Origin of the sequence: Streptomyces sp. NPDC127129, from assembly GCF_042671585.1 — a bacterium.
Taxonomy (GTDB): domain Bacteria; phylum Actinomycetota; class Actinomycetes; order Streptomycetales; family Streptomycetaceae; genus Streptomyces.
The window spans coordinates 1-19,304 of record NZ_JBHXTV010000011.1 but is presented as its reverse complement, the minus strand read 5'-3'; the positions used below and the strand labels follow the sequence as shown (position 1 = coordinate 19,304).

The window sequence follows — 19,304 nt, the reverse complement described above, 5'->3', positions numbered from 1 at the left end:
GTCCCTCAGGGGTGGCTGCCCGCCTTGAGTGGCTTTACACGGAGACACCCCTCCCCGCACACAATGACGCTCGACGAGGGCAAAAGGTTTCCCCAGCTCCGTACCGGAACGAACACTTCCAGCCATCCCCATAACGGCCGTACGCACCCTCGGCCGAGTGTCCTGCGCCACACTCCCGAAGACCAACTCCCCGAATACCAGGACATCTCCTGATCAACACTCACTCGGGAGGCTGAAAATCGCCCAGATGCGCCTTCGAGTTGGCTGTGATGCAGTAGTAGGCTCGCGCCGCCGTTTGTTGAAGCTGATGGTTGACGCCATGTGTTGACGCTGTGTGTTGACGCCGCGCGTCGCAAAGGGAGGACCTCCGCGCCGGGCGGAGGCCGGCCGAACTGGGGGAGGCCATGCGCTTTCGCGGGAAGTCCATCCGCCGGAAGATCGTGGCGTTGCTGCTCGTACCGCTCCTCTCCCTCACCGGGCTCTGGGGCTTCGCGACCGTCCTCACCAGCCGTGAGGCCGACCAGCTCCTCGACGTCGGGTACATCGTCGACAAGGTCGGCTACCCGATCGAGGACACCGCGCGCGTCCTCCAGAAGGAACGCCGCCAGTCGCTGGTCTACCTCGCCGACCCCCGTGCCTCGGACGCCCTCACCACGCTGCGCACCCAGCGGGAGTCGACCGACCGTCAGATCGAGCTGATCCGGCGGAACGCCGCCGATTCCGGCGTACGGGGCGAGATGCGGCCCGTCGCCGCGCAGCGTCTCGACTCCCTGCTCACCGCGCTCGACGGCCTCGACGCGCTGCGCCGCTCCGTGGAGAACCGCAGCATCGGCCGCATCCAGGCGCTCGACTTCTACAACCGTCTGGTCGACCCCTGCTACAGCTTCCTCACCACCCTCCACGCGCTCGAGAACGTGGAGATGGACAAGCAGGGCCGGGCCCTCGTCGGCGTCACCCGCGGCCGCGAGATGCTCGCGCGCGAGGACGCGCTCGTCGTCTCCGCACTCATCTCCGAGCGCATCACGGCAGAGGAGCTGCGGCGGGTCGCCGATCTCATCGCCCAGCGCGACCTCTTCTACGACATGAACCTCGAGATCCTTCCCGCCGCCGAGCGCGAGAGGTTCGAGAGGTACTGGGGGAGCCCCAGTACCCAGACGCTGCGCCGGGCCGAGGAGGACCTGATCGCGGCGGGACCCACCCAGGACCCGCGCGTCGTCACCGCCAAGAGGTGGGAGCAGTGGGCCACCCCGGTCCTCGACGACCTCGCGCGTGAGAACACCGCCGCGGGCGACCGCTACCAGGACCGCGTCCAGCCCGCCGCCTACAGCGTGCTGCTCAAGGCCGGTGTCGCCGGCGTCCTCGGCTTCCTCGCCCTGCTCGTCTCCGTCGTCGTCTCCGTCCGTATCGGCCGGGCCCTCGTACGCGACCTGCGCCGGCTCCGCAAGGAGGCCCAGGAGGTCTCCGGCGTACGCCTGCCCAGCGTGATGCGCCGGCTCGCGGCCGGGGAACTCGTCGACGTCGAGACCGAGGTACCGCATCTGCGGTACGAGGACGACGAGGTCGGCCAGGTCGGCCAGGCCCTCAACACCCTCCAGCGCGCCGCCGTCGAGGCCGCCGTCAAGCAGTCCGAGCTCCGCCGCGGTGTCTCCGAGGTGTTCGTCAACCTCGCGCGCCGCAACCAGGTCCTGCTGCACCGCCAGTTGACGCTGCTCGACACGATGGAACGGCGCACCGAGGACACCGAGGAACTGGCCGATCTGTTCCGTCTCGACCACATGACCACCCGCATGCGCCGTCACGCCGAGGGCCTGGTGATCCTCTCCGGCGCCGCGCCCTCCCGCCAGTGGCGCAAGCCCGTGCAGCTCATGGACGTGGTGCGCGCAGCCGTGGCCGAGGTCGAGGACTACGAGCGGATCGAGGTCCGCCGGCTGCCCCGGCTCGGCGTCGGCGGCCCCGCCGTAGCCGACCTCACCCACCTCATCGCCGAACTCCTCGAGAACGCCACCGTGTTCTCGCCCCCGCACACCGCCGTGCAGGTCCTCGGCGAGCGGGTCGCCAACGGCTTCACCCTGGAGATCCACGACCGCGGCCTCGGCATGAACCCCGACCTGCTGCTCGACGCCAATCTCCGCCTCGCCGAGACCCCCGAGTTCGAGCTCTCCGACACCGACCGCCTCGGCCTCTTCGTGGTCAGCCGGCTCGCCCAGCGCCAGAACGTCCGGGTCTCGCTCCAGCCGTCGCCGTACGGAGGGACCACGGCGGTCGTCTTCATTCCGGCCGCCCTGCTCACCGACGCCCCCGAGACCGAAGGCGCGGGTTTCCGTCTGGACCGGTCGTCCACGGCCCGGTCCCTGGAGCGCGGACCGCAGGGCCGGCCGAGCGGCACGGCCGACCAGCCGGGCCGCCGCCCCGCGCTCACCAAGGTGCCGGGCGGGGCGTCCACGGCCGGCGGCTCCCGGCGCTCCGCGGGCTCCTCGCTCCTCGACGGGCCGCTCGACGACGCGCTGGACGCGCCTCTCGACGGTCCCGTCGAACTCGAAGCGCCCCTGGGCACCGTCGGCTTCGACGACCTGATCGGCCCGTCCGCCGCGGACCTGGAGGACACCGAGAGCGAGCGCGGCGGCCTCTTCCGGCCCCGTGGCCAGCGTCGCGGTCTCGCTCCCGCCCCGGGCGGCGAGCAGCACCAGCAGGCCGCGGACCAGTCGTCCGGCCGGGCCCATGACCGGGGCGGCCCCGTGCCGCTGCCCCGGCGCCGTCCGCCCACGCTGGTCGTGGACCACGGCCGCCGGGTCGACGAGCCGGGCCGGGCCCACCCGAACTCCGCCCAGGACGGCGAGACACCGGTCCCGGGCACCCCGCCCACCCTGGTGCCCGTGCCGCCCGCCGGCCCGGTATCGCCCGCCGGCCCGGTACCGCCGGCCGGTCAGGTGCCGCCCGCCGGTGCGGGCTCCGTACCGCCGGGGGGTCCCGTACCGCCCGCCGGTGCCATACCGCCCGGCCGTGCCGGTGCCGGTCCCGTACCGCCCGTGGGGCCCGTGTCGTCGGACGGCCCCGCGCCGTTCGGGGGGCTGCCCCGCCGGGTCCGCCAGGCGAGCCTCGCGCCGCAGCTGCGCGGCACGGGCGACCGCACCGACACCGAGGCGACCGCGGGCTCCGCCGCCCCGGCAGCCACAGACTTCGAGCGAGACGCAGAGGAAGTGCGCAACCGCATGGCATCGATGCAGCGCGGCTGGCAGCGCGGACGACAGCAGAACGCCGAGACCACAGCACCAGGAACGACACCCGAGGGGGACGGTCGATGACCGCACCGAACGCCGCAGCAACCCACACCTCCGGAGACGGCAACGGCGAGTTGAACTGGCTCCTCGACGAGCTGGTCCAGCGGGTCGGATCCATCCGCAAGGCCCTGGTGCTCTCCAGCGACGGACTCTCCACCGGCGCCTCCGCGGACCTGACCCGGGAGGACGGCGAGCACCTGGCCGCCGTCGCCTCCGGCTTCCACAGCCTCGCCAAGGGCGTCGGCCGCCACTTCGAGGCGGGCAAGGTCCGCCAGACCGTCGTGGAACTGGAGGAGGCGTTCCTCTTCGTCACGGCCGCGGGCGACGGCAGCTGCCTGGCCGTGCTGGCGGACGCCGACTCCGACGTCGGCCAGGTCGCCTACGAGATGACGCTGATGGTGAAGCGGGTCGGCATCCATCTGGGGACGGCGCCTCGCTCCGGGCTGTCCACCGGAGGGTGAGTGGGGGGACTCCATGACTGAGGGCACGACCGAGGGCACGACCGAGGGCGCGATCGAAGGTGCGGCCGCGCGCCCGGCCGGGCAGCACACCGCCGGGCAGCACACCGCCGGGCAGCTCACGGCCGGGGGCACCGCCGAAGCCACCCGTGCCGCGGACTCCTGGGACCAGGCGCCGCAGCCGGCCCACCACTGGTTCGACGACGAGGCCGGGCCGGTGGTCCGTCCGTACGCGATGACCCGCGGCCGGACCAGCGCCGCCACCCGGCACCGTCTCGACCTGATCGCCGTGGTGGTGCCCGAACCGGCCGCCGACGACCCCGGCCGCGACCAGACGCTCTCCCCGGAACACGTGGAGATCGTCGAGCGCTGCTCGGAAACGCCCCAGTCGATCGCCGAACTCGCCGCCGGACTCGACCTCCCGGTCGGTGTCGTCCGCGTCCTCGTCGGAGACCTCGTCGAGGACGAACTCGTCCATGTGACCCGCCCCGTTCCGCCGGCCGAGCTGCCGGACGTGAGCATTCTCCGCGAGGTGATCAATGGCCTTCGGGCGCTCTAGCCGCACCAAGCCGTTCGTCGAACCGGTGACCTTGAAGATCCTGGTCGCGGGCGGCTTCGGGGTGGGCAAGACGACTCTGGTCGGCGCAGTCAGCGAGATCCGTCCGCTGCGCACCGAGGAGATCCTCAGCGAGGCCGGCCGGCCCGTCGACGATCTGCACGGGGTGGAGAACAAGTCGACCACCACGGTCGCCATGGACTTCGGCCGGATCACGCTCCGCGAGGACCTCGTCCTCTACCTGTTCGGCACGCCCGGCCAGGACCGCTTCTGGTTCCTCTGGGACGAACTGGCCCAGGGCGCGCTCGGAGCGATCGTGCTGGCGGACACCCGGCGCCTGGAGGACAGCTTCGCGGCGATCGACTACTTCGAACGGCGCGGCATCCCGTTCACGGTCGCGGTCAACTGCTTCGAGGGCGCGCAGCGGTTCCCCGCGGAGACGGTGCGCGGGGCTCTCGACCTCGACCCCGAGGTCGAGCTCCTGATGTGCGACGCCCGCGACCGGGAGTCGGTGAAGAACGTGCTCGTGGCCGTCGTGCAGCACGCCCTGGTCCTCGCGGACCACGGAGCACCCGTGACCACCTGACACCTGCCACCTGACACCTGGCACCGGACACGCCTGGCACCTGACACACCTGGCGGCAGGGCGGCGGTGCCGCTGTCTCAGCGCACCGCCACGACCGCCGATCCGTGCCCGAACAGGCCCTGGTTCGCGGTGATCCCGACCCGCGCCCCGGGTACCTGCCGGTCTCCCGCCGTGCCGCGCAACTGCCAGGTCAGCTCGCAGACCTGTGCCACGGCCTGGGCGGGAACGGCCTCGCCGAACGACCCCAGACCGCCGCTGGTGTTGACCGGGACGCGCCCACCGAGGGCCGTGACCCCCTCCCGTACGAGCTTGGCGCCCTCGCCGGCCCCGCACAGGCCGATGTCCTCGTACCACTCCAGTTCCAGCGCCGTGGACAGGTCGTACACCTCCGCGAGGGACAGGTCCTCGGGTCCGATCCCCGCCTCCTCGTATGCGGCGCGTGCGATCGACGCGCGGAACGAGTGGGGTGCGGGGGAGACGGTGGCCGCCGAGTCGGTGGCGATGTCGGGAAGGTCGAGCACCGCCTTCGGGTACGTCGGTGTGACGGTGGAGACGGCCCGGACACGGACGGGGTCCCGGTGCCCGTGGCGGCGGGCGAATTCCATGCTGGAGAGCACCAGCGCCGCGCCCCCGTCCGAGGTCGCGCAGATGTCCAGCAGCCGCAGCGGATCGGCGACGACGGCCGAGGCCGCGACCTCGTCGACGCTCACCGCCTTGCGGTAGCGCGCCAGCGGATTGAGGGCCCCCGCCGCCGCGTTCTTCACCTTCACCTGGGCGAAGTCGTCGACGGTGTCCCCGTACAGAGCCATGCGGCGGCGGGCATAGAGCGCGAAGTACGCGGGGTTGGTCGCCCCGAGGACCCGGAAGCGGAGCCAGTCGGGGTCGTCGGGCCGCTCACCGCCCGCGGGGGCGAAGAAGCCCTTGGGGGCCGAGTCCGCGCCGACGACGAGGACGACGTCCGCCAGGCCGGCCAGGATCTGCGCGCGTGCGGTGGAGACGGCCTGTGCACCGGAGGCACAGGCCGCGTACACACTGGTGACGCGCGCCCCCTGCCAGCCGAGCGCCTGCGCGAACGTCGCTCCCGCCACGTAGCCCGGATACCCGCATCGCATCGTGTTCGCGCCGACCACGGAACCGACGTCCCGCCAGTCGAGCCCGGCGTCCGCGAGCGCGGCACGCGCCGCCGCCGTCCCGTACTCGACGAAGCTGCGGCCCCACTTGCCCCAGGGGTGCATTCCGGCACCCAGCACGGCGATGTCGTTCATGACCGCCCCTCCGTCCCGTCCGCCACGCGCGCGTGGACCGGCCGCCAGTGCCAGGTGGTCCACGTGTGCTCGTCGTCCTCGTCCAGAACGCCCGGCACCAGCTCGACCTCCATGCCCACGGCGAGATCGCCGGTCCGCACCCCCGGCGCACCCTGACCGAGCACCACCATCGCCTCGGCCTCCAGCTCGACCGCGATCAGGGTGTACGGGTCCCAGGGCGCGTCCGGGTCGGAGACATAGGGCGCCGGCGGGCGGTAGCGGCCGTCGGTGAACGACCACACGCGGCCCCGCCGCGAGAGCGGGGTCTCGACGAGCTCGCCCCCGCCGGGGCAACCGGGATTGCGGCACCAGGTGTCCTCGCGCGGGAAGAAGACCGAGGCGCAGGCCGTGCATCGGGTGCCGAGGAGCCGGAACCCGCTCTCCCCGCCGGTTCCGTCAGGGCAGCGTGCGTCACCGCCGTCACCGCCGTCACCGCCCACGTCGTCCGTGAACCATCCGGCCACCACCGGCCTGCGCGTCCGTGCCACGACGGTCCTCCCCGACCCCGAGACCACCCTAATCTGACGAAACGTCAGAAAGTTTGCCATGGATGCCGCGCGCTGAGAACCGTACGGACCTTTATCGCGTCCCTACGTACGGAACGGGCGGCCGGGACCCACGGGGGTGGTCCCGGCCGCCCGTCACCCTCGGGGTCTCAGTGCCCGGCCACCGACCTTCGCGCCACCGGGAAGTTGAAGAAGGTGCCGGGGAACGGCTCGGGCTTGAAGGTGAAGTGCCACCACTCCTCGGGCAGATTCACGAAGCCCTGCTCGGCCAGCGTCCCCTTCAGCAACTGCCGGTTGGCACGTTGGACGCCTTGGATCCGCGGGTCGTCGGTGTGCGAGAGCGTGTCGAAGCAGTCGAAGCCCGTACCCATGTCGACGGAGTTGTCGGGGAACCGCTCGTCCCGTGGGGCGGCGCAGTCCACGAGCTTCTCGCCCGGCACGTAGGGGCGGGTGCGCGCGGCAGGCAGCCGTACGATCGTCACGTCGAGGGTCGAACCACGGCTGTGCCCGGACTTCTCGGCGATGTAACCGTCCTCGAACAGCCTCGACTTGTCGACTCGTGGATAGAACTCCTTCTTCATCCGCTCGTCGGCCAGATCCTGAGCCCACCGCACGAAGTGGTCGACAGCGCGCTGAGGCCGGTAGCAGTCGTAGACCTTCAGCGAATAGCCCCGCGCGAGGAGTTCCACCTGCGCGCGGTGCAGCGCCTCGGCGGCGGGACGCGTCAGAATGCAGAGCGGCTGCCGATAGCCGTCGACCGGCTCGCCCACGAAGTTGTGCTCCGTGGTGTAGCGCATCTCCTGAATGATCGTCCGGTCCACCGAACTCAGCGCCACGAACTCCTCGGGCGCCTTCGGCTCCGGTCTGGCCTGCGCGGACGGTACGGCGGCGGTGGCGGCCAGCAGACCGGCGGCCGCCGACACGGCGAGTCCACGGAGAACGGAAGCAAGTCCTGTCATGTGCACCGTCTATCAGGTTCACGGGGCGCGGGAAAGGGTGATCGCGTACGGTCCTGACGTGAAGGACTCCTACTGCTCCAGCTGCGGCACCCGATACGCCGAGGCCGCCGGCTGGCCCCGCTCCTGCGCCGCGTGCGGCGCCGTCGCCTACCGCAACCCGCTGCCCGTCGCCGTCACTCTGCTCCCCGTGACCGACGACCGGGAGGGCGGCCTCGTCGTCATCACCCGCACCATCGAGCCCGCCCGGGGCGGGGTCGCCCTGCCCGGCGGCTTCATCGACCACGCCGAGGACTGGCGGGCCGCCGTCGTCCGCGAACTGCGCGAGGAGACCGGTATCGAGGCGGCGGCCGAGGACGTCCGGCTCGCCGACGCGCTCAGCTCCCCGGGCGGGCATCTGCTGCTCTTCGGACTCCTCCCGCCCCGTCCGGTCGCCGGACTCCCGGCCTCGGCCCCCACGGACGAGACGACCGGCTGGCACGTCCTCCGCGCGCCGACGGCGTTGGCGTTCCCCTTGCACACGGAGGCGGTACGGCGCTGGTTCGCCGGGGCGTACGCCTGACGGGGCGGCTCCGGGCATCGGATCCCGGACACCGGATCACGGATGTTGGATCCAACATCCAACATCCAATATCCGTGATCCAACATCCGTGATCCGAAATCCGGTCCGGTCGCCGGTCGCCGGTCGCCGTCCCTACCCCTTCAGCCCCCGCACCCGCACCGGAAGCCCCACCTCGACCGACCCCTCGTCCGTCACCCGCTCCACCACCACCCGGCCGCCCACGAGCCGCGACGCGTACCGCTCGATCTCGCCGGCCTCCCACCCGTCGCCGGTGTCCCGTACGACGAGCCCACCGCCGGTCCGCCCGGCGGCCGGAGCCCACACCTCCAACTCCAGCTCTCCGTCCTCCCCCTGGACGGGAAGCACCGCCCCCGCTCGCGCGAGCACCGGGATACGGGAGAGCGGGGCATCGAGCAGGACCTGCCCCGGCCCGTCGTACGCCTGCCCCGTCGACGTGTCGTACCAGCGCCCGCGCGGCAGCCGTACCGCCCGCCGGTCGGCGCCCCGCGAGAGCACCGGTGCGACCAGCAGCGCGTCGCCCACCAGGAAGGCGTCCTCGCAGTCCCGCAGCGCCCGGTCCTCCGGCGCGCCCCACCACACGGGCCGGATGTACGGCGCCCCGGTCAGCCGGGCGAGCTGGGAGAGGGTGACGAAGTAGGGCCGCATCCGCTCCCGCTCCGTGAGCGCCACGCGCGCGTGCTCCAGCGTCTCCGGACCGAACTCCCACGGCTCGCGGCGCCCCGCGTCGATCGCCGCGTGGGTACGGAACAGCGGCATCCACGCCCCCAGCTGGAACCAGCGCAGGAACAGTTCGGGCGACGGGCTGCCGTCGAAGCCGCCCACGTCCGGCCCCGAGTACGGCACCCCGCACAGGCCGAGGCCCAGGACCAGCGAGAGGGACGCCCGCAGCCCGGGCCACCCGCTCGACACGTCGCCCGACCAGGTCCCGCCGTACCGCTGCATGCCCGCCCACCCCGAACGGGAGAAGAGGAAGGGCCGCTCCTGTGGCCGCAGCCGGCGCAGCCCTTCGTAGCCGGCCCGCGCCATGGTCAGCCCGTACACGTTGTGCGCCTCGCGGTGGTCCCCGCCCCGCCCGTCGAGGACGTGCCGGGCCGAGCGCGGCAGCGTCTGGTCCCCGAAGGGGGAGAAGGAGACCGGCTCGTTCATGTCGTGCCAGACGCCCGAGAAGCCCTGCGCGAGCCGCTCCTCGTACAGCCCGCCCCACCACTCCCGTACGGCCGCGTCCGTGAAGTCGGGGTAGACGCACTCACCCGGCCAGACCACCCCGTGGACCTCGTCGCCCCGGGCGTCGCGGACGAACGCCCCGGCCGCCGCCCCGGAGTCGTACACGGCGTTCCCCGGCTCCGCCTTCACCGCCGGATCGACGATCGACACCAGCCGTACGCCCCGCTCCCGCAGCTCCTCCGCGAGCCCCGGCAGATCGGGAAACCTCTCGCGGTCCACCGTGAACACCCGGTGCGCGTCGTAGTGGTCGATGTCCAGATGCAGCACGGACAGCGGCAGGCCCCGCTCGCGGTACCCGTCCACCACCCGCCGTACCTCCCGCGCGCTGCCGAACCCCCACCTCGCGTGCTGCGGACCCAGCGCCCAGGACGGCGGGAGCGCCGGAGCGCCCGTCAGGGCCGCCCAGCCGTGGAGCACGCGCGCGGGGGTACCGACCACCACCCAGCAGCGCAGCGGCCCGCCGCTCATCCGGACCTCGCACGTCCCCGGCCGGTCGTGTCCGGACCCGGCCCCCTCCTCACCTTCGGTGAGGGTCACGTGGCCGTCCCAGGAGTTGTCGTGGAACGCCAGATGCGTCCCCGCGTCCGCGACGACGAACTGCACCGGCATCGTGATGTACAGCGGATCGTCGCCGGGCTGGAAGCTCCCCTTGGGATCGGTGTTCCACAGCCGGTACGTACCGTCCCGCAGGCGCGGCCCCGCCGCCCGCCCGCCGAGACCGAAGAACCGCGCGTCCGCCGGCACCTCACTGCGCTGCACCCACCGCGCGGGTCCCCCCGACACCGGCTCCCACCAGCGCGGCGGCAGATCCCGGCGCAGCACCACCCCACCGGGCGTACGGATCTCCACCGCCCCGTGCCGGGACACCGCGACCGTCACCCGCTCCGACACCACCCGCCAGCCGCCGTCGGTGTCCGGCTCCAGCTCGGCCCGAGGGTCCGGCTCCGGCGCCTCGCCGGTCAACGCGTACGAAGGAAGCGGCTCGGCCCCGTCCCATCCCCAGAAGACCGTGCCCCCGGCCGACACCTGGATCCGCAGCTCCGAACGGGCGAACCGGACGATCCCCCCGCCCGGCATGGGCTTCGCCTCGCCCACCGGCCCCGGCACCCGGGCCCGCTCCGCTCCTCTCGGCGGCAACCCCCACGCATCGGTCCGACGCTGCCGCCACGCCGAACGCACCGCCCGCAACCCCTGCACCGATCCGAACACCCTCACCGAACGCACCAGCTCACGACCGTCCATGCAGCTCACCCTGCCATTCGCCAGGGCCCGTGCGCGGTTCGTTCAACTGCCGTTCACCCGTGGTGGGAGCACATATTCAGTGGTCCGACCATGGGCGGGGAACCCTGGTGCGAACGACGATCACATGGCATCGTCCCTGTCAGCCGCGTCACGCGCACACCCCAGCACGTGCGCGCGACACACGCAGACCCGCGTAACGCCCAGGGAGAGCCGCCCCATGACATCAGCGCACACCGAGCCGCTCTGGCAGCCGGACGAGGAACGCATCGCCGCCGCCGCGGTCACCCGTTTCCAGGCCTGGGCCGCCGAGCGCCACGGAGCCCCGTCGGAGGGCGGTTACCCGGCCCTGCACCGGTGGTCGGTCGACGAGCTGGAGTCGTTCTGGCAGGCCGTCGCCGAGTGGTTCGACATCCGCTTCTCCACGCCGTACGAGCGCGTCCTGGGCGACCGGTCGATGCCCGGCGCCGAGTGGTTCCCCGGAGCCACCCTCAACTACGCCGAGCACGCCCTGCGCGCCGCCGAGGAGCGCCCCCACGACACGGCCCTGCTTCATGTGGACGAGACACATGAACCGCGCCCGACCACCTGGGCCGAGCTGCGCCGCCAGGTCGGCTCCCTCGCCGCCGAGCTGCGCGCCCTCGGCGTACGGCCGGGCGACCGCGTCAGCGGATACCTGCCCAACATCCCCGAGGCCGTCGTCGCCCTCCTCGCCACGGCCGCCGTCGGCGGTGTCTGGACCTCCTGCGCACCCGACTTCGGCGCGCGCAGCGTCCTGGACCGCTTCCAGCAGGTCGAGCCGGTCGTCCTGTTCACCGTCGACGGCTACCGCTACGGCGGCAAGGAGCACGACCGGCGCGACACCGTGGCCGAGCTGCGCGCCGAGCTTCCGACGCTCCGCGCCGTGGTCCACATCCCGCTCCTCGGCACCGAGGCCCCCGAAGGGGCGCTGGCCTGGGCCGACCTGACGGCGGCCGATGTGGAGCCGGTCTTCGAACAGCTCGACTTCTCCCACCCCCTGTGGGTGCTGTACTCCTCCGGCACCACCGGTCTGCCCAAGGCCATCGTGCAGTCCCAGGGCGGCATCCTCGTCGAGCACCTGAAGCAGCTGGGGCTGCACTGCGACCTCGGCCCCGAGGATGTGTTCTTCTGGTACACCTCCACGGGCTGGATGATGTGGAACTTCCTCGTCTCCGGCCTGCTCACGGGCACCACGGTCGTCATCTACGACGGCAGCCCCGGCTACCCCGACACCGGCGCCCAGTGGCGCGTCGCCGAGCGGACCCGGGCGACGCTGTACGGCACCTCCGCCGCGTACGTCATGGCGTGCGCCAAGGCGGACGTCCACCCGGGCCGCGACTTCGACCTCTCGGCGATCAAGTGCGTCGCGACCACCGGCTCCCCGCTCCCTCCCGACGGCTTCCGCTGGCTCCACGACGAGGTGCGCGAGGACCTCTGGATCGCCTCGGTGAGCGGCGGCACGGACGTCTGCTCCTGCTTCGCGGGAGCGGTCCCGACCCTCCCGGTGCACATCGGCGAGCTCCAGGCGGCCGGCCTCGGCACGGACCTCCAGTCCTGGGACCCCTCCGGCAAGCCGCTGATCGGCGAGGTCGGCGAACTCGTCGTCACCAACCCGATGCCCTCCATGCCGATCCGCTTCTGGAACGACCCGGACGGCAGCCGCTACCGCGACAGCTACTTCGAGATGTTCCCGGGCGTCTGGCGCCACGGCGACTGGATCACGATCACCGACCACGGCTCGGTCGTCATCCACGGCCGTTCCGACTCCACCCTGAACCGGCAGGGCGTCCGGATGGGCAGCGCCGACATCTACGAGGCCGTCGAACGCCTCCCGGAGATCCGCGAATCCCTTGTCATCGGCCTCGAAGAGCCCGACGGCGGCTACTGGATGCCGCTCTTCGTCCACCTCGCGGACGGCGCGACCCTGGACGAGGCGCTCATCGGCCGCATCAAGCAGACGATCCGCACCGAACTCTCCCCGCGCCACGTCCCCGACGACATCATCGAGGTGCCCGGCGTCCCCCACACCCTCACGGGCAAGCGCATCGAGGTCCCCGTCAAGCGGCTCCTCCAGGGCACCCCGATGGCCAAGGCGGTCAACCCGGGCTCGGTCGACAACCTCGACCTGCTGCACTTCTACGAGGAGGTCGCCCGCAAGCGGGCCGCCGAGTGAGACGCCCGGCGGGGGGAGGGGCCCAGCGGCCCGTCTCCCTCCGCCGTGCCCCCGTGCCCCCGTCCCGGCGCCCCTAGCCCTCGTACGTCGCCTGTGCCTCTCCCAGCACCTCCGCGAAGTCGGAGGCCAGCCGCCGCGCGGCCGGCACGTCCAGGGCCGCCGTCGTGATCCGCACCGCGGTCGGTGACGCGATCCGGAAACGTGCCCCGGCGGCGACCCACCACCCGCGCGTCCGCAGCCCGTTGACCACCGCCGACTCGTCCCGGACGGGCACCCACACATTGAGCCCGTTCGCGCCGACGGACCGGATGCCGTACGAGCCGAGCGCCCCGATCAGCGCCCGCCGCCGCTCCGTGTACGCGGCCTCCCCGGCCGCCACCAGCCGGGCGACCGCCGGGTCGGAGAGCAGTCCGACGACCGTCTCCTGAAGGATGTGGCTGACCCAGCCCGAGGTCATGAGCATCCGGCCGTCGTGCCGCGAGAGCGTCACCGGGTCTCCTGCGAGCCCCGCCCACCGCAGGTCGATGCCCAGCCGCTTGGAGACCGTCCGCACCTGCGCCCATCGTTCCAGTCCCGCGGCGGCCAGCGTGGGCGCCTCAGGGCCGGCGATCTGCACGTCGTAGTCGTCCTCGACGACCAGGACCTCGGGGAACTCCCGCAACATCGCGGCCAGTTCGTCCCGTCGCGCGATCGAGAACGACGCCCCGGTCGGGCACTGCGCGCGCGGGCTGCAGACCAACGCCCGTACCCCGGCCCGCAGCGCCGTCCGAAGGGCCTCCGGCGTCACACCCTCTTCGTCCACGGCGACCGGCACCATCCTCAGCCCCAAGGCCGTCACCAGGTCGAGGAGATGGTGGAACCCGGGATCCTCCACGGCCACCGCGTCCCCCGGCCGCAGCTCGACGGAGAGCAGCCGGGCGATGCAGTCGAGCGCCCCGTGGGCGAACGTCACCCGCTCCGCCGGCACGCCGTCGCGGGCGAACCAGCCGCCGGTCAGCTCTTCGAGGGCCGTGAGCCGGGGAACGGCGCGATGCGAGCCGTACACCGGGCGGATCTCGGAAGGGGGGCGCAGGACCGGCAGGAAGGCGGGGTCGGGCAGGCCGCTGGCGAGGTCCACCAGGCCCGGCGGGACCTTCGGCGGTCGCCGCGAGGCGGCCGAGGCCGCCTCCGCGACCACCGTGCCGCCCCGACCGCGCGTGACCACCAGGCCTCGCCGCCGCAGCTCCTTGTACGCCGTCGCGACCGTGCCGGCGCTGACCCCCAGCTCGTCCGCGAGCCGCCGTACGGGAGGCAGCGCGAGGCCCGGAGCGAGCTCGCCCTCCGTCACGCCGCGCTCGACGGACGCGGCAATCCCCTTGGCCGTCGTCCCTTGAATCGAATATTGTGTTGCCACGTACTGAACTATGTATCAATACAAAACTCTGGTCAAGGGGGAACCGAGTGAGCCGCCGGACTTCATGGCACGACACCGTTCTCAAGCGCATACCCGGCGGCCGCGACGGCCGCCGCATGCTCCTCGTGAGCATCATCGACAAGACCGGCACCGGCCTCTGGGCCGGCTGCACCGTCCTCTACTTCACCTACGTCTCCGGCCTCGGCCTCGGCCAGGTCGGCCTCCTCATGACCGTCTCCGGCGGCGTCGGCATCGCGGGCGCCCCGATCGCCGGCCGCCTCGCCGACCGCTTCCCCCTCGTCCGGCTCATCGTCGGCGCCCAGCTCATGCGCGGCGGCGCCCTCCTCGCCCTCCTCACCACCGACAACTTCCTCCTGCTGACGCTCTACTCCGCCCTCGGCGCCCTCCCCGACCGCGCCGGCAGCGTCCTCATCAAGCTGTACGCGGCCCGCCAGGCCGGGCCCGACCGCGTCCGCTACCAGGCCATCCAGCGCACCACCGTCAACATCGGCTGGTCCATCGGCGGCCTCGGCGCCGCCGCCGCACTCGCCACCGGCAGCACCCGCGCCTACGCCCTGCTCCTCGTCGGCAACGTCGTCACCTACCTCGTCATCGCCGCCCTCACCCTGCGCTGCGCCGAACCCCCCGCCCCCTCACGCATCGCCGCCACCTCCCGAGCCGCCGAAGACCGCACCCCCGCCCGGCCCGCGAGCCCGTGGCGCGACCGCACCTTCCTCGCCTACACGGCCACCGACGCCGCCCTCTTCCTCGACGACACGATCCTCCAGGTCGCCGTCCCCCTCTGGATCGTCCACGCCACCACCGCCCCCGTCGGGCTGGCGCCGCTGCTGCTCGTGCTCAACACCGTCCTGGTCGTCCTCTTCCAGGTCCCGCTCGCCCGCTTCGGCGCCACCACCCCGGCCGCCCGGCGCCTCCTCGTCCCCCTCGCCGGCCTTCTCTTCGCCGGCACCCTCGCCCTCGCCGCCTCGGCCGCCGGCGGCAGCGCCCTCGCCATCACGGCACTCGTCGCCGCCGTCATCGCCTTCACCTTCGCCGAGATCATCCACGCGACCGCCTCCTGGGAACTCTCCGTCGCCCTCGCTCCGGCAGAAGCGCAGGGCGCCTACCTCGGCGTCCACGGGCTCGCCCAGTCCAGCCAGCGCTTCGCCGGTCCCCTCCTCGTCGCCGGCGTCATCTCCGTCGGCGCCCTCGCCTGGCCGCTCCTCGGCCTCGGCCTCGTCGCCGCGGGCGCCGCACAGCACCGCGTCACCCGCCGACGCCTCGCCAAGCCGTCACTGTCAGTGCCGACGACTACGGTGAGTGAGCACTGATCGACAGCGCCCAGGGGGAGACATGACCAAACTCGGCACCACCACATCCATGCGCCGCGCCCTGCGCCGCGAAGTCCCCAGCACTGTCGGCCTCCTCGCCGACGCCGACGACTTCACCGCCATGCGCCGGTACGCCACCTTCGCCTTCGACGACCACGCGGCCTACCTCCGCCAGGTCGAAGGCCTCCTCAAAGCCCTCGCCACCCAGGGCGGACACACCACGGTCGCCCTCTTCGACCCCGAGGAGTACGCGGCCTACTGCGAGGACACCGGCATCGACCCCGACCGCCCCGCCAGCCGCAGCCGCTACACCGCCGGACTGGCCGCCGCAGGCGCCCTTGTCGCCTACACCGGACAACCCATGACCACCCTCGTCCCCACCCTCATCGACACCACCCTCCGCCACGCCACATGGGAGTACGCCTCCACACTCCTCGCCGACGCCGGAGACTGCGCCACCTGCGGAAAGGACATCGGCCGTGCCGCGTTCTCCCACGCCGCACGCCTCCTCACCCGGCTCCTCGACGCCGCAGGGCCCGGCAGCCACCACATCGTCTGCAGCGTTCCCGCGGACGACGAACACCTCCTCGCCGTGGTCCATGCGACCCGCGACGGAGACGGACCCGCCCACCTCGACAGCGGGGAAGCAGCCGAGTTCGCCACCGTCCTCGCCGCCGGCATCGCCCTCGACAGCTCCGGGGGAGTGGTCCTGCGCACCACGAGCCCGGGAACGCCCGACCGCCTTCACGGCTGGCGCCTCACCGCAGGGAGCCTCCAACCCCTCACCGAAGCCGAGGTCTTCAGCGCCTACTGCACCGACGCCCTCACCGGGGAGCCGATCGCCCCGGAGCCCGGCGTCGACTACCGAGCCGGCTTCGCCCTCACCCCCGACGAGGACGACTGGCCCTCCCACCACTGACGCGGAAGGGGCTCCCCGCCACATCCGTGACGGGAAGCCCCTCCAACAGCTGCCTACGAACGAACCGGGATCACTCCCCGGACAGCACCGCCTGCGCGGCCACCCGGGCCTCCTCGGCCGTGTCGGCGGCCCGAGCCGCGGCAGCGGCCCGCTCGCACTGAGCCAGCGTGTACTTCGCGAGCGTCGCCCGCACATAGGGGATGGACGCGGCACCCATCGACAGAGAGGTGACACCCAGACCCGTCAGCACACAGGCCAGCAGCGGATCCGAAGCGGCCTCACCACAGACACCACAGCTCTTGCCCTCGGCCTTGGCCGCCTCGGCGGACAGCGCCACCAGGTCGAGCAGCGCCGGCTGCCACGGATCCTGCAGCCGCGACACCGCACCGACCTGACGGTCGGCGGCGAAGGTGTACTGCGCCAGGTCGTTGGTACCGAGCGACAGGAACTCCACCTCCTGCAGGATCGAACGAGCCCGCAGAGCGGCGGAGGGGATCTCCACCATCGCACCGAACTTCGCCTGCAGCCCCGCCTCACGGCACGCGTCGGCGAACGCCTTCGCATCCGTACGGTCGGCCACCATCGGCGCCATGACCTCGAGGTACACCGGCAGACCCTCGACGGCCTTCGCCAGCGCGGTCAGCTGCGTCCGCAGCACCTCCGGGTGGTCCAGCAGCGACCGCAGACCCCGCACGCCCAGCGCCGGGTTCGGCTCGTCCGCCGGCGTCAGGAAGTCGAGCGGCTTGTCCGCACCGGCGTCCAGCACCCGCACGACGACCCGGCCCTCGGGGAAGGCCTCGAGCACCTTGCGGTACGCCTCGACCTGCTTCTCCTCCGAAGGAGCCTTCTTGCTGTCATCCAGGAAGAGGAACTCCGTACGGAACAGACCGACACCCTCCGCACCGGCCTCCACCGCGGCCGGTACGTCCGCGGGACCACCGACGTTGGCGAGAAGCGGCACCTTGTGCCCGTCCGAGGTCGCGCCCGGACCACTGGACGCGGCCAGCGCGGCCTTGCGCGCCGCGGCAGCCTCGGTCAGCCGCGCCTTCCGCTCCTCCGTGGGGTCCACGAAGAGCTCACCGGTGGAACCGTCCACCGCGATGACCGTGCCCTCACCGATCTCGCCCGCACCCGGCAGGGCCACCACGGCCGGCACACCGAGCGCCCGCGCGAGGATCGCGCTGTGGCTGGTCGGCCCGCCCTCCTCGGTCACGAAGCCGAGCACGAGCGCCGGGTCGAGCAGCGCCGTGTCCGCGGGAGCCAGGTCCCGCGCGATCAGCACGTACGGCTCGTCGCTGTCCGGCACACCCGGCATCGGCACACCGAGCAGACGCGCGACGATACGGTTCCGCACGTCGTCCAGGTCGGCCACACGCCCGGCCATGTACTCACCCGCACCCGCGAGCAGCTCGCGGTAGTGGGAGAACGCGTCGTAGATACCGCGCTCCGCGGTGCTGCCGACCGCGATCCGGCGGTCGACGTCGGCGATGAGCTCGGGGTCCTGGGCGATCATCGCCTGGGCCTCCAGCACATGCTGAGCCTCACCGCCGGCCAGATTGCCGCGCGCGATGAGGTCGGCGGCCACAGCCTCCACGGCCTGGCGGGCGCGCCCCTGTTCGCGCTCCGCCTCCCCGGCGGAAATCTGCTTGGCCGGCGGCTCGAGAACCGCCGTACCCATGTGCCGGACCTCGCCGATCGCCACTCCGTGGCTGACGCCGACGCCTCGCAGCGTTGTCTCCATCTCACCCGTCTCCGATAGAGCGGCGGCACCCGGCCGCCGCGATGAATGTCGAACTCGTGGTCGTCACGAGGACGACGCCGACCTCAGTTCCAGCCGAAGAGCTGGTCGTCGGCCTTCACGTCGCCGCTGTCGACGACATCGGAGAGGGAGTCGGCCGTGGCCTCCAGGGCCACGACGGGGCAGATCGGGGACTTGCCGGCGGCCTCGACCTCGGCGGGGTTCCAACGGACGACGGCCTGTCCCCGCGTCACGGTGTCGCCCTTGCTCACGAGCAGCTCGAAGCCCTGCCCGTTGAGCTGAACGGTGTCGATGCCGAGGTGCGTCAGCACCCCGTGTCCCTCGCTGTCGACGACGACGAACGCGTGCGGGTGCAGAGAGACGATGACGCCGTCGACCGGCGACACGGCTTCGGACGGCTCACGTACGGGGTCGATGGCGGTGCCGGGACCGACCATCGCGCCGGAGAAGACGGGGTCGGGTACTGCGGCGAGACCGATGGCGCGTCCAGCAAGCGGCGACGTCACGGTTGTCATGGGAAGCCTCCCAGGGGCGGAGATGGTGTGGCGCCGTCACTGCCTGTCCTGGACGGCGTACTGTTCAGAAGCGTATGTCATGAGAAGTCCAGGTTCCGCACGAGACGTACCAGTTGGCGGACCTAGGACTAGCCGGAAACGATTTGCCTCTACTGACGGTGGGATGTACTGTCGTACTCCTGCCTGACCCCAACGCGACTTTGAGTCGTGGGTCGGCAGCACCTATCAAGCCAGATCCTAACCCCAGTGGTCTACACCTCTGCATGCCCGCAGGGGAGTGGTCAGGGGGAGCGAAAAAGCCTGGTAGTGTTTGACCCCGCCGCAAGGGAAAGCGCGAAAAGCAAATTCCCGAAACGGCAGCCCGCTCCAGCGGGTGGCAGAAACGGAAAACGGATCTGCTAAGCTGGGAACACGAAAGACCGAAGGGAAAAGCCCGGAGGAAAGCCCGAGAGGGTGAGTACGAAGGAAGCGTCCGTTCCTTGAGAACTCAACAGCGTGCCAAA

General features: G+C 72.1%; 15 protein-coding genes. 8 read left to right on the top strand and 7 right to left on the bottom strand.

All coding sequences use genetic code 11. The features are described from left to right. Positions 1–404 precede the first annotated feature (404 nt). Genes ACFVGW_RS21470 through ACFVGW_RS21455 form a run of 4 tightly spaced genes read left to right on the top strand, consistent with a single transcriptional unit; the run spans position 405 to position 4,878 of the window. The gene (locus ACFVGW_RS21470) at positions 405–3,302 is read left to right on the top strand and encodes a nitrate- and nitrite sensing domain-containing protein (protein ID WP_385853139.1); all 2,898 of its coding nucleotides are present in this window, start codon (positions 405–407) and stop codon (positions 3,300–3,302) included. Further along, positions 3,299–3,739: a roadblock/LC7 domain-containing protein gene (locus ACFVGW_RS21465; protein ID WP_383291348.1), complete on the top strand. Its 441-nt coding sequence runs from the start codon at positions 3,299–3,301 to the stop codon at positions 3,737–3,739. The genes ACFVGW_RS21470 and ACFVGW_RS21465 overlap by 4 nt, the downstream gene beginning before the upstream one ends. A gap of 13 nt (positions 3,740–3,752) precedes the next feature. Beyond that, positions 3,753–4,295, top strand: a complete 543-nt coding sequence (locus ACFVGW_RS21460) for a DUF742 domain-containing protein (protein ID WP_385853138.1) — start codon at positions 3,753–3,755, stop codon at positions 4,293–4,295. Then, a complete protein-coding gene (locus tag ACFVGW_RS21455) occupies positions 4,276–4,878 on the top strand; it encodes an ATP/GTP-binding protein (protein ID WP_352191512.1) in 603 nt (200 codons plus the stop codon). The genes ACFVGW_RS21460 and ACFVGW_RS21455 overlap by 20 nt, the downstream gene beginning before the upstream one ends. A gap of 77 nt (positions 4,879–4,955) precedes the next feature. On the opposite strand, the gene ACFVGW_RS21450 is transcribed toward ACFVGW_RS21455, so the two are convergent. The 3 genes from ACFVGW_RS21450 to ACFVGW_RS21440 form a co-directional block, all read right to left on the bottom strand. Further along, the gene (locus ACFVGW_RS21450) at positions 4,956–6,143 is read right to left on the bottom strand and encodes a lipid-transfer protein (protein WP_383225885.1); all 1,188 of its coding nucleotides are present in this window, start codon (positions 6,141–6,143) and stop codon (positions 4,956–4,958) included. After that, the gene (locus ACFVGW_RS21445; RefSeq protein ID WP_385853137.1) at positions 6,140–6,670 is read right to left on the bottom strand and encodes a Zn-ribbon domain-containing OB-fold protein; all 531 of its coding nucleotides are present in this window, start codon (positions 6,668–6,670) and stop codon (positions 6,140–6,142) included. The genes ACFVGW_RS21450 and ACFVGW_RS21445 overlap by 4 nt, the downstream gene beginning before the upstream one ends. Before the next feature lie 167 nt (positions 6,671–6,837). Then, entirely contained in the window at positions 6,838–7,647 is an 810-nt protein-coding gene (locus ACFVGW_RS21440; protein WP_385853136.1) for a M15 family metallopeptidase, read from the bottom strand. Here ACFVGW_RS21440 and ACFVGW_RS21435 point away from each other — a divergent pair. Continuing rightward, positions 7,646–8,206 carry an NUDIX domain-containing protein gene (locus ACFVGW_RS21435; protein WP_385853135.1) on the top strand — a complete coding sequence of 187 codons (561 nt, stop codon included), beginning with the start codon at positions 7,646–7,648 and terminating at the stop codon, positions 8,204–8,206. The two genes, ACFVGW_RS21440 and ACFVGW_RS21435, sit on opposite strands and share 2 nt — an antisense overlap. Before the next feature lie 132 nt (positions 8,207–8,338). On the opposite strand, the gene ACFVGW_RS21430 is transcribed toward ACFVGW_RS21435, so the two are convergent. Next, a complete protein-coding gene (locus ACFVGW_RS21430) occupies positions 8,339–10,693 on the bottom strand; it encodes a TIM-barrel domain-containing protein (protein WP_385853134.1) in 2,355 nt (784 codons plus the stop codon). A gap of 217 nt (positions 10,694–10,910) precedes the next feature. Here ACFVGW_RS21430 and ACFVGW_RS21425 point away from each other — a divergent pair, with 217 nt between their 5' ends. Next, positions 10,911–12,884, top strand: coding sequence for an acetoacetate--CoA ligase (locus ACFVGW_RS21425; protein ID WP_385853133.1), 1,974 nt, complete (start codon positions 10,911–10,913; stop codon positions 12,882–12,884). A gap of 73 nt (positions 12,885–12,957) precedes the next feature. Here ACFVGW_RS21425 and ACFVGW_RS21420 read toward each other — a convergent pair whose 3' ends face one another. After that, positions 12,958–14,277 carry an aminotransferase class I/II-fold pyridoxal phosphate-dependent enzyme gene (locus ACFVGW_RS21420; RefSeq protein WP_385853132.1) on the bottom strand — a complete coding sequence of 440 codons (1,320 nt, stop codon included), beginning with the start codon at positions 14,275–14,277 and terminating at the stop codon, positions 12,958–12,960. A 47-nt stretch (positions 14,278–14,324) separates the two neighbouring features. Between ACFVGW_RS21420 and ACFVGW_RS21415 the strand changes: the two genes are divergently transcribed. Both ACFVGW_RS21415 and ACFVGW_RS21410 read left to right on the top strand, forming a co-directional pair. After that, complete coding sequence (locus ACFVGW_RS21415; RefSeq protein WP_385853131.1) at positions 14,325–15,608, top strand: MFS transporter; 1,284 nt, start codon at positions 14,325–14,327, stop codon at positions 15,606–15,608. A gap of 22 nt (positions 15,609–15,630) precedes the next feature. After that, positions 15,631–16,527: a hypothetical protein gene (locus ACFVGW_RS21410; RefSeq protein WP_385853130.1), complete on the top strand. Its 897-nt coding sequence runs from the start codon at positions 15,631–15,633 to the stop codon at positions 16,525–16,527. 70 nt (positions 16,528–16,597) lie between these two features. On the opposite strand, the gene ptsP is transcribed toward ACFVGW_RS21410, so the two are convergent. Continuing rightward, positions 16,598–18,268 (bottom strand): phosphoenolpyruvate--protein phosphotransferase, encoded by a 1,671-nt coding sequence (gene ptsP / locus ACFVGW_RS21405; RefSeq protein WP_385853129.1) that lies wholly within the window; start codon positions 18,266–18,268, stop codon positions 16,598–16,600. 83 nt (positions 18,269–18,351) lie between these two features. Continuing rightward, a complete protein-coding gene (locus ACFVGW_RS21400) occupies positions 18,352–18,801 on the bottom strand; it encodes a PTS glucose transporter subunit IIA (RefSeq protein ID WP_352191523.1) in 450 nt (149 codons plus the stop codon). Between the last annotated feature and the right edge of the window lie 503 nt (positions 18,802–19,304).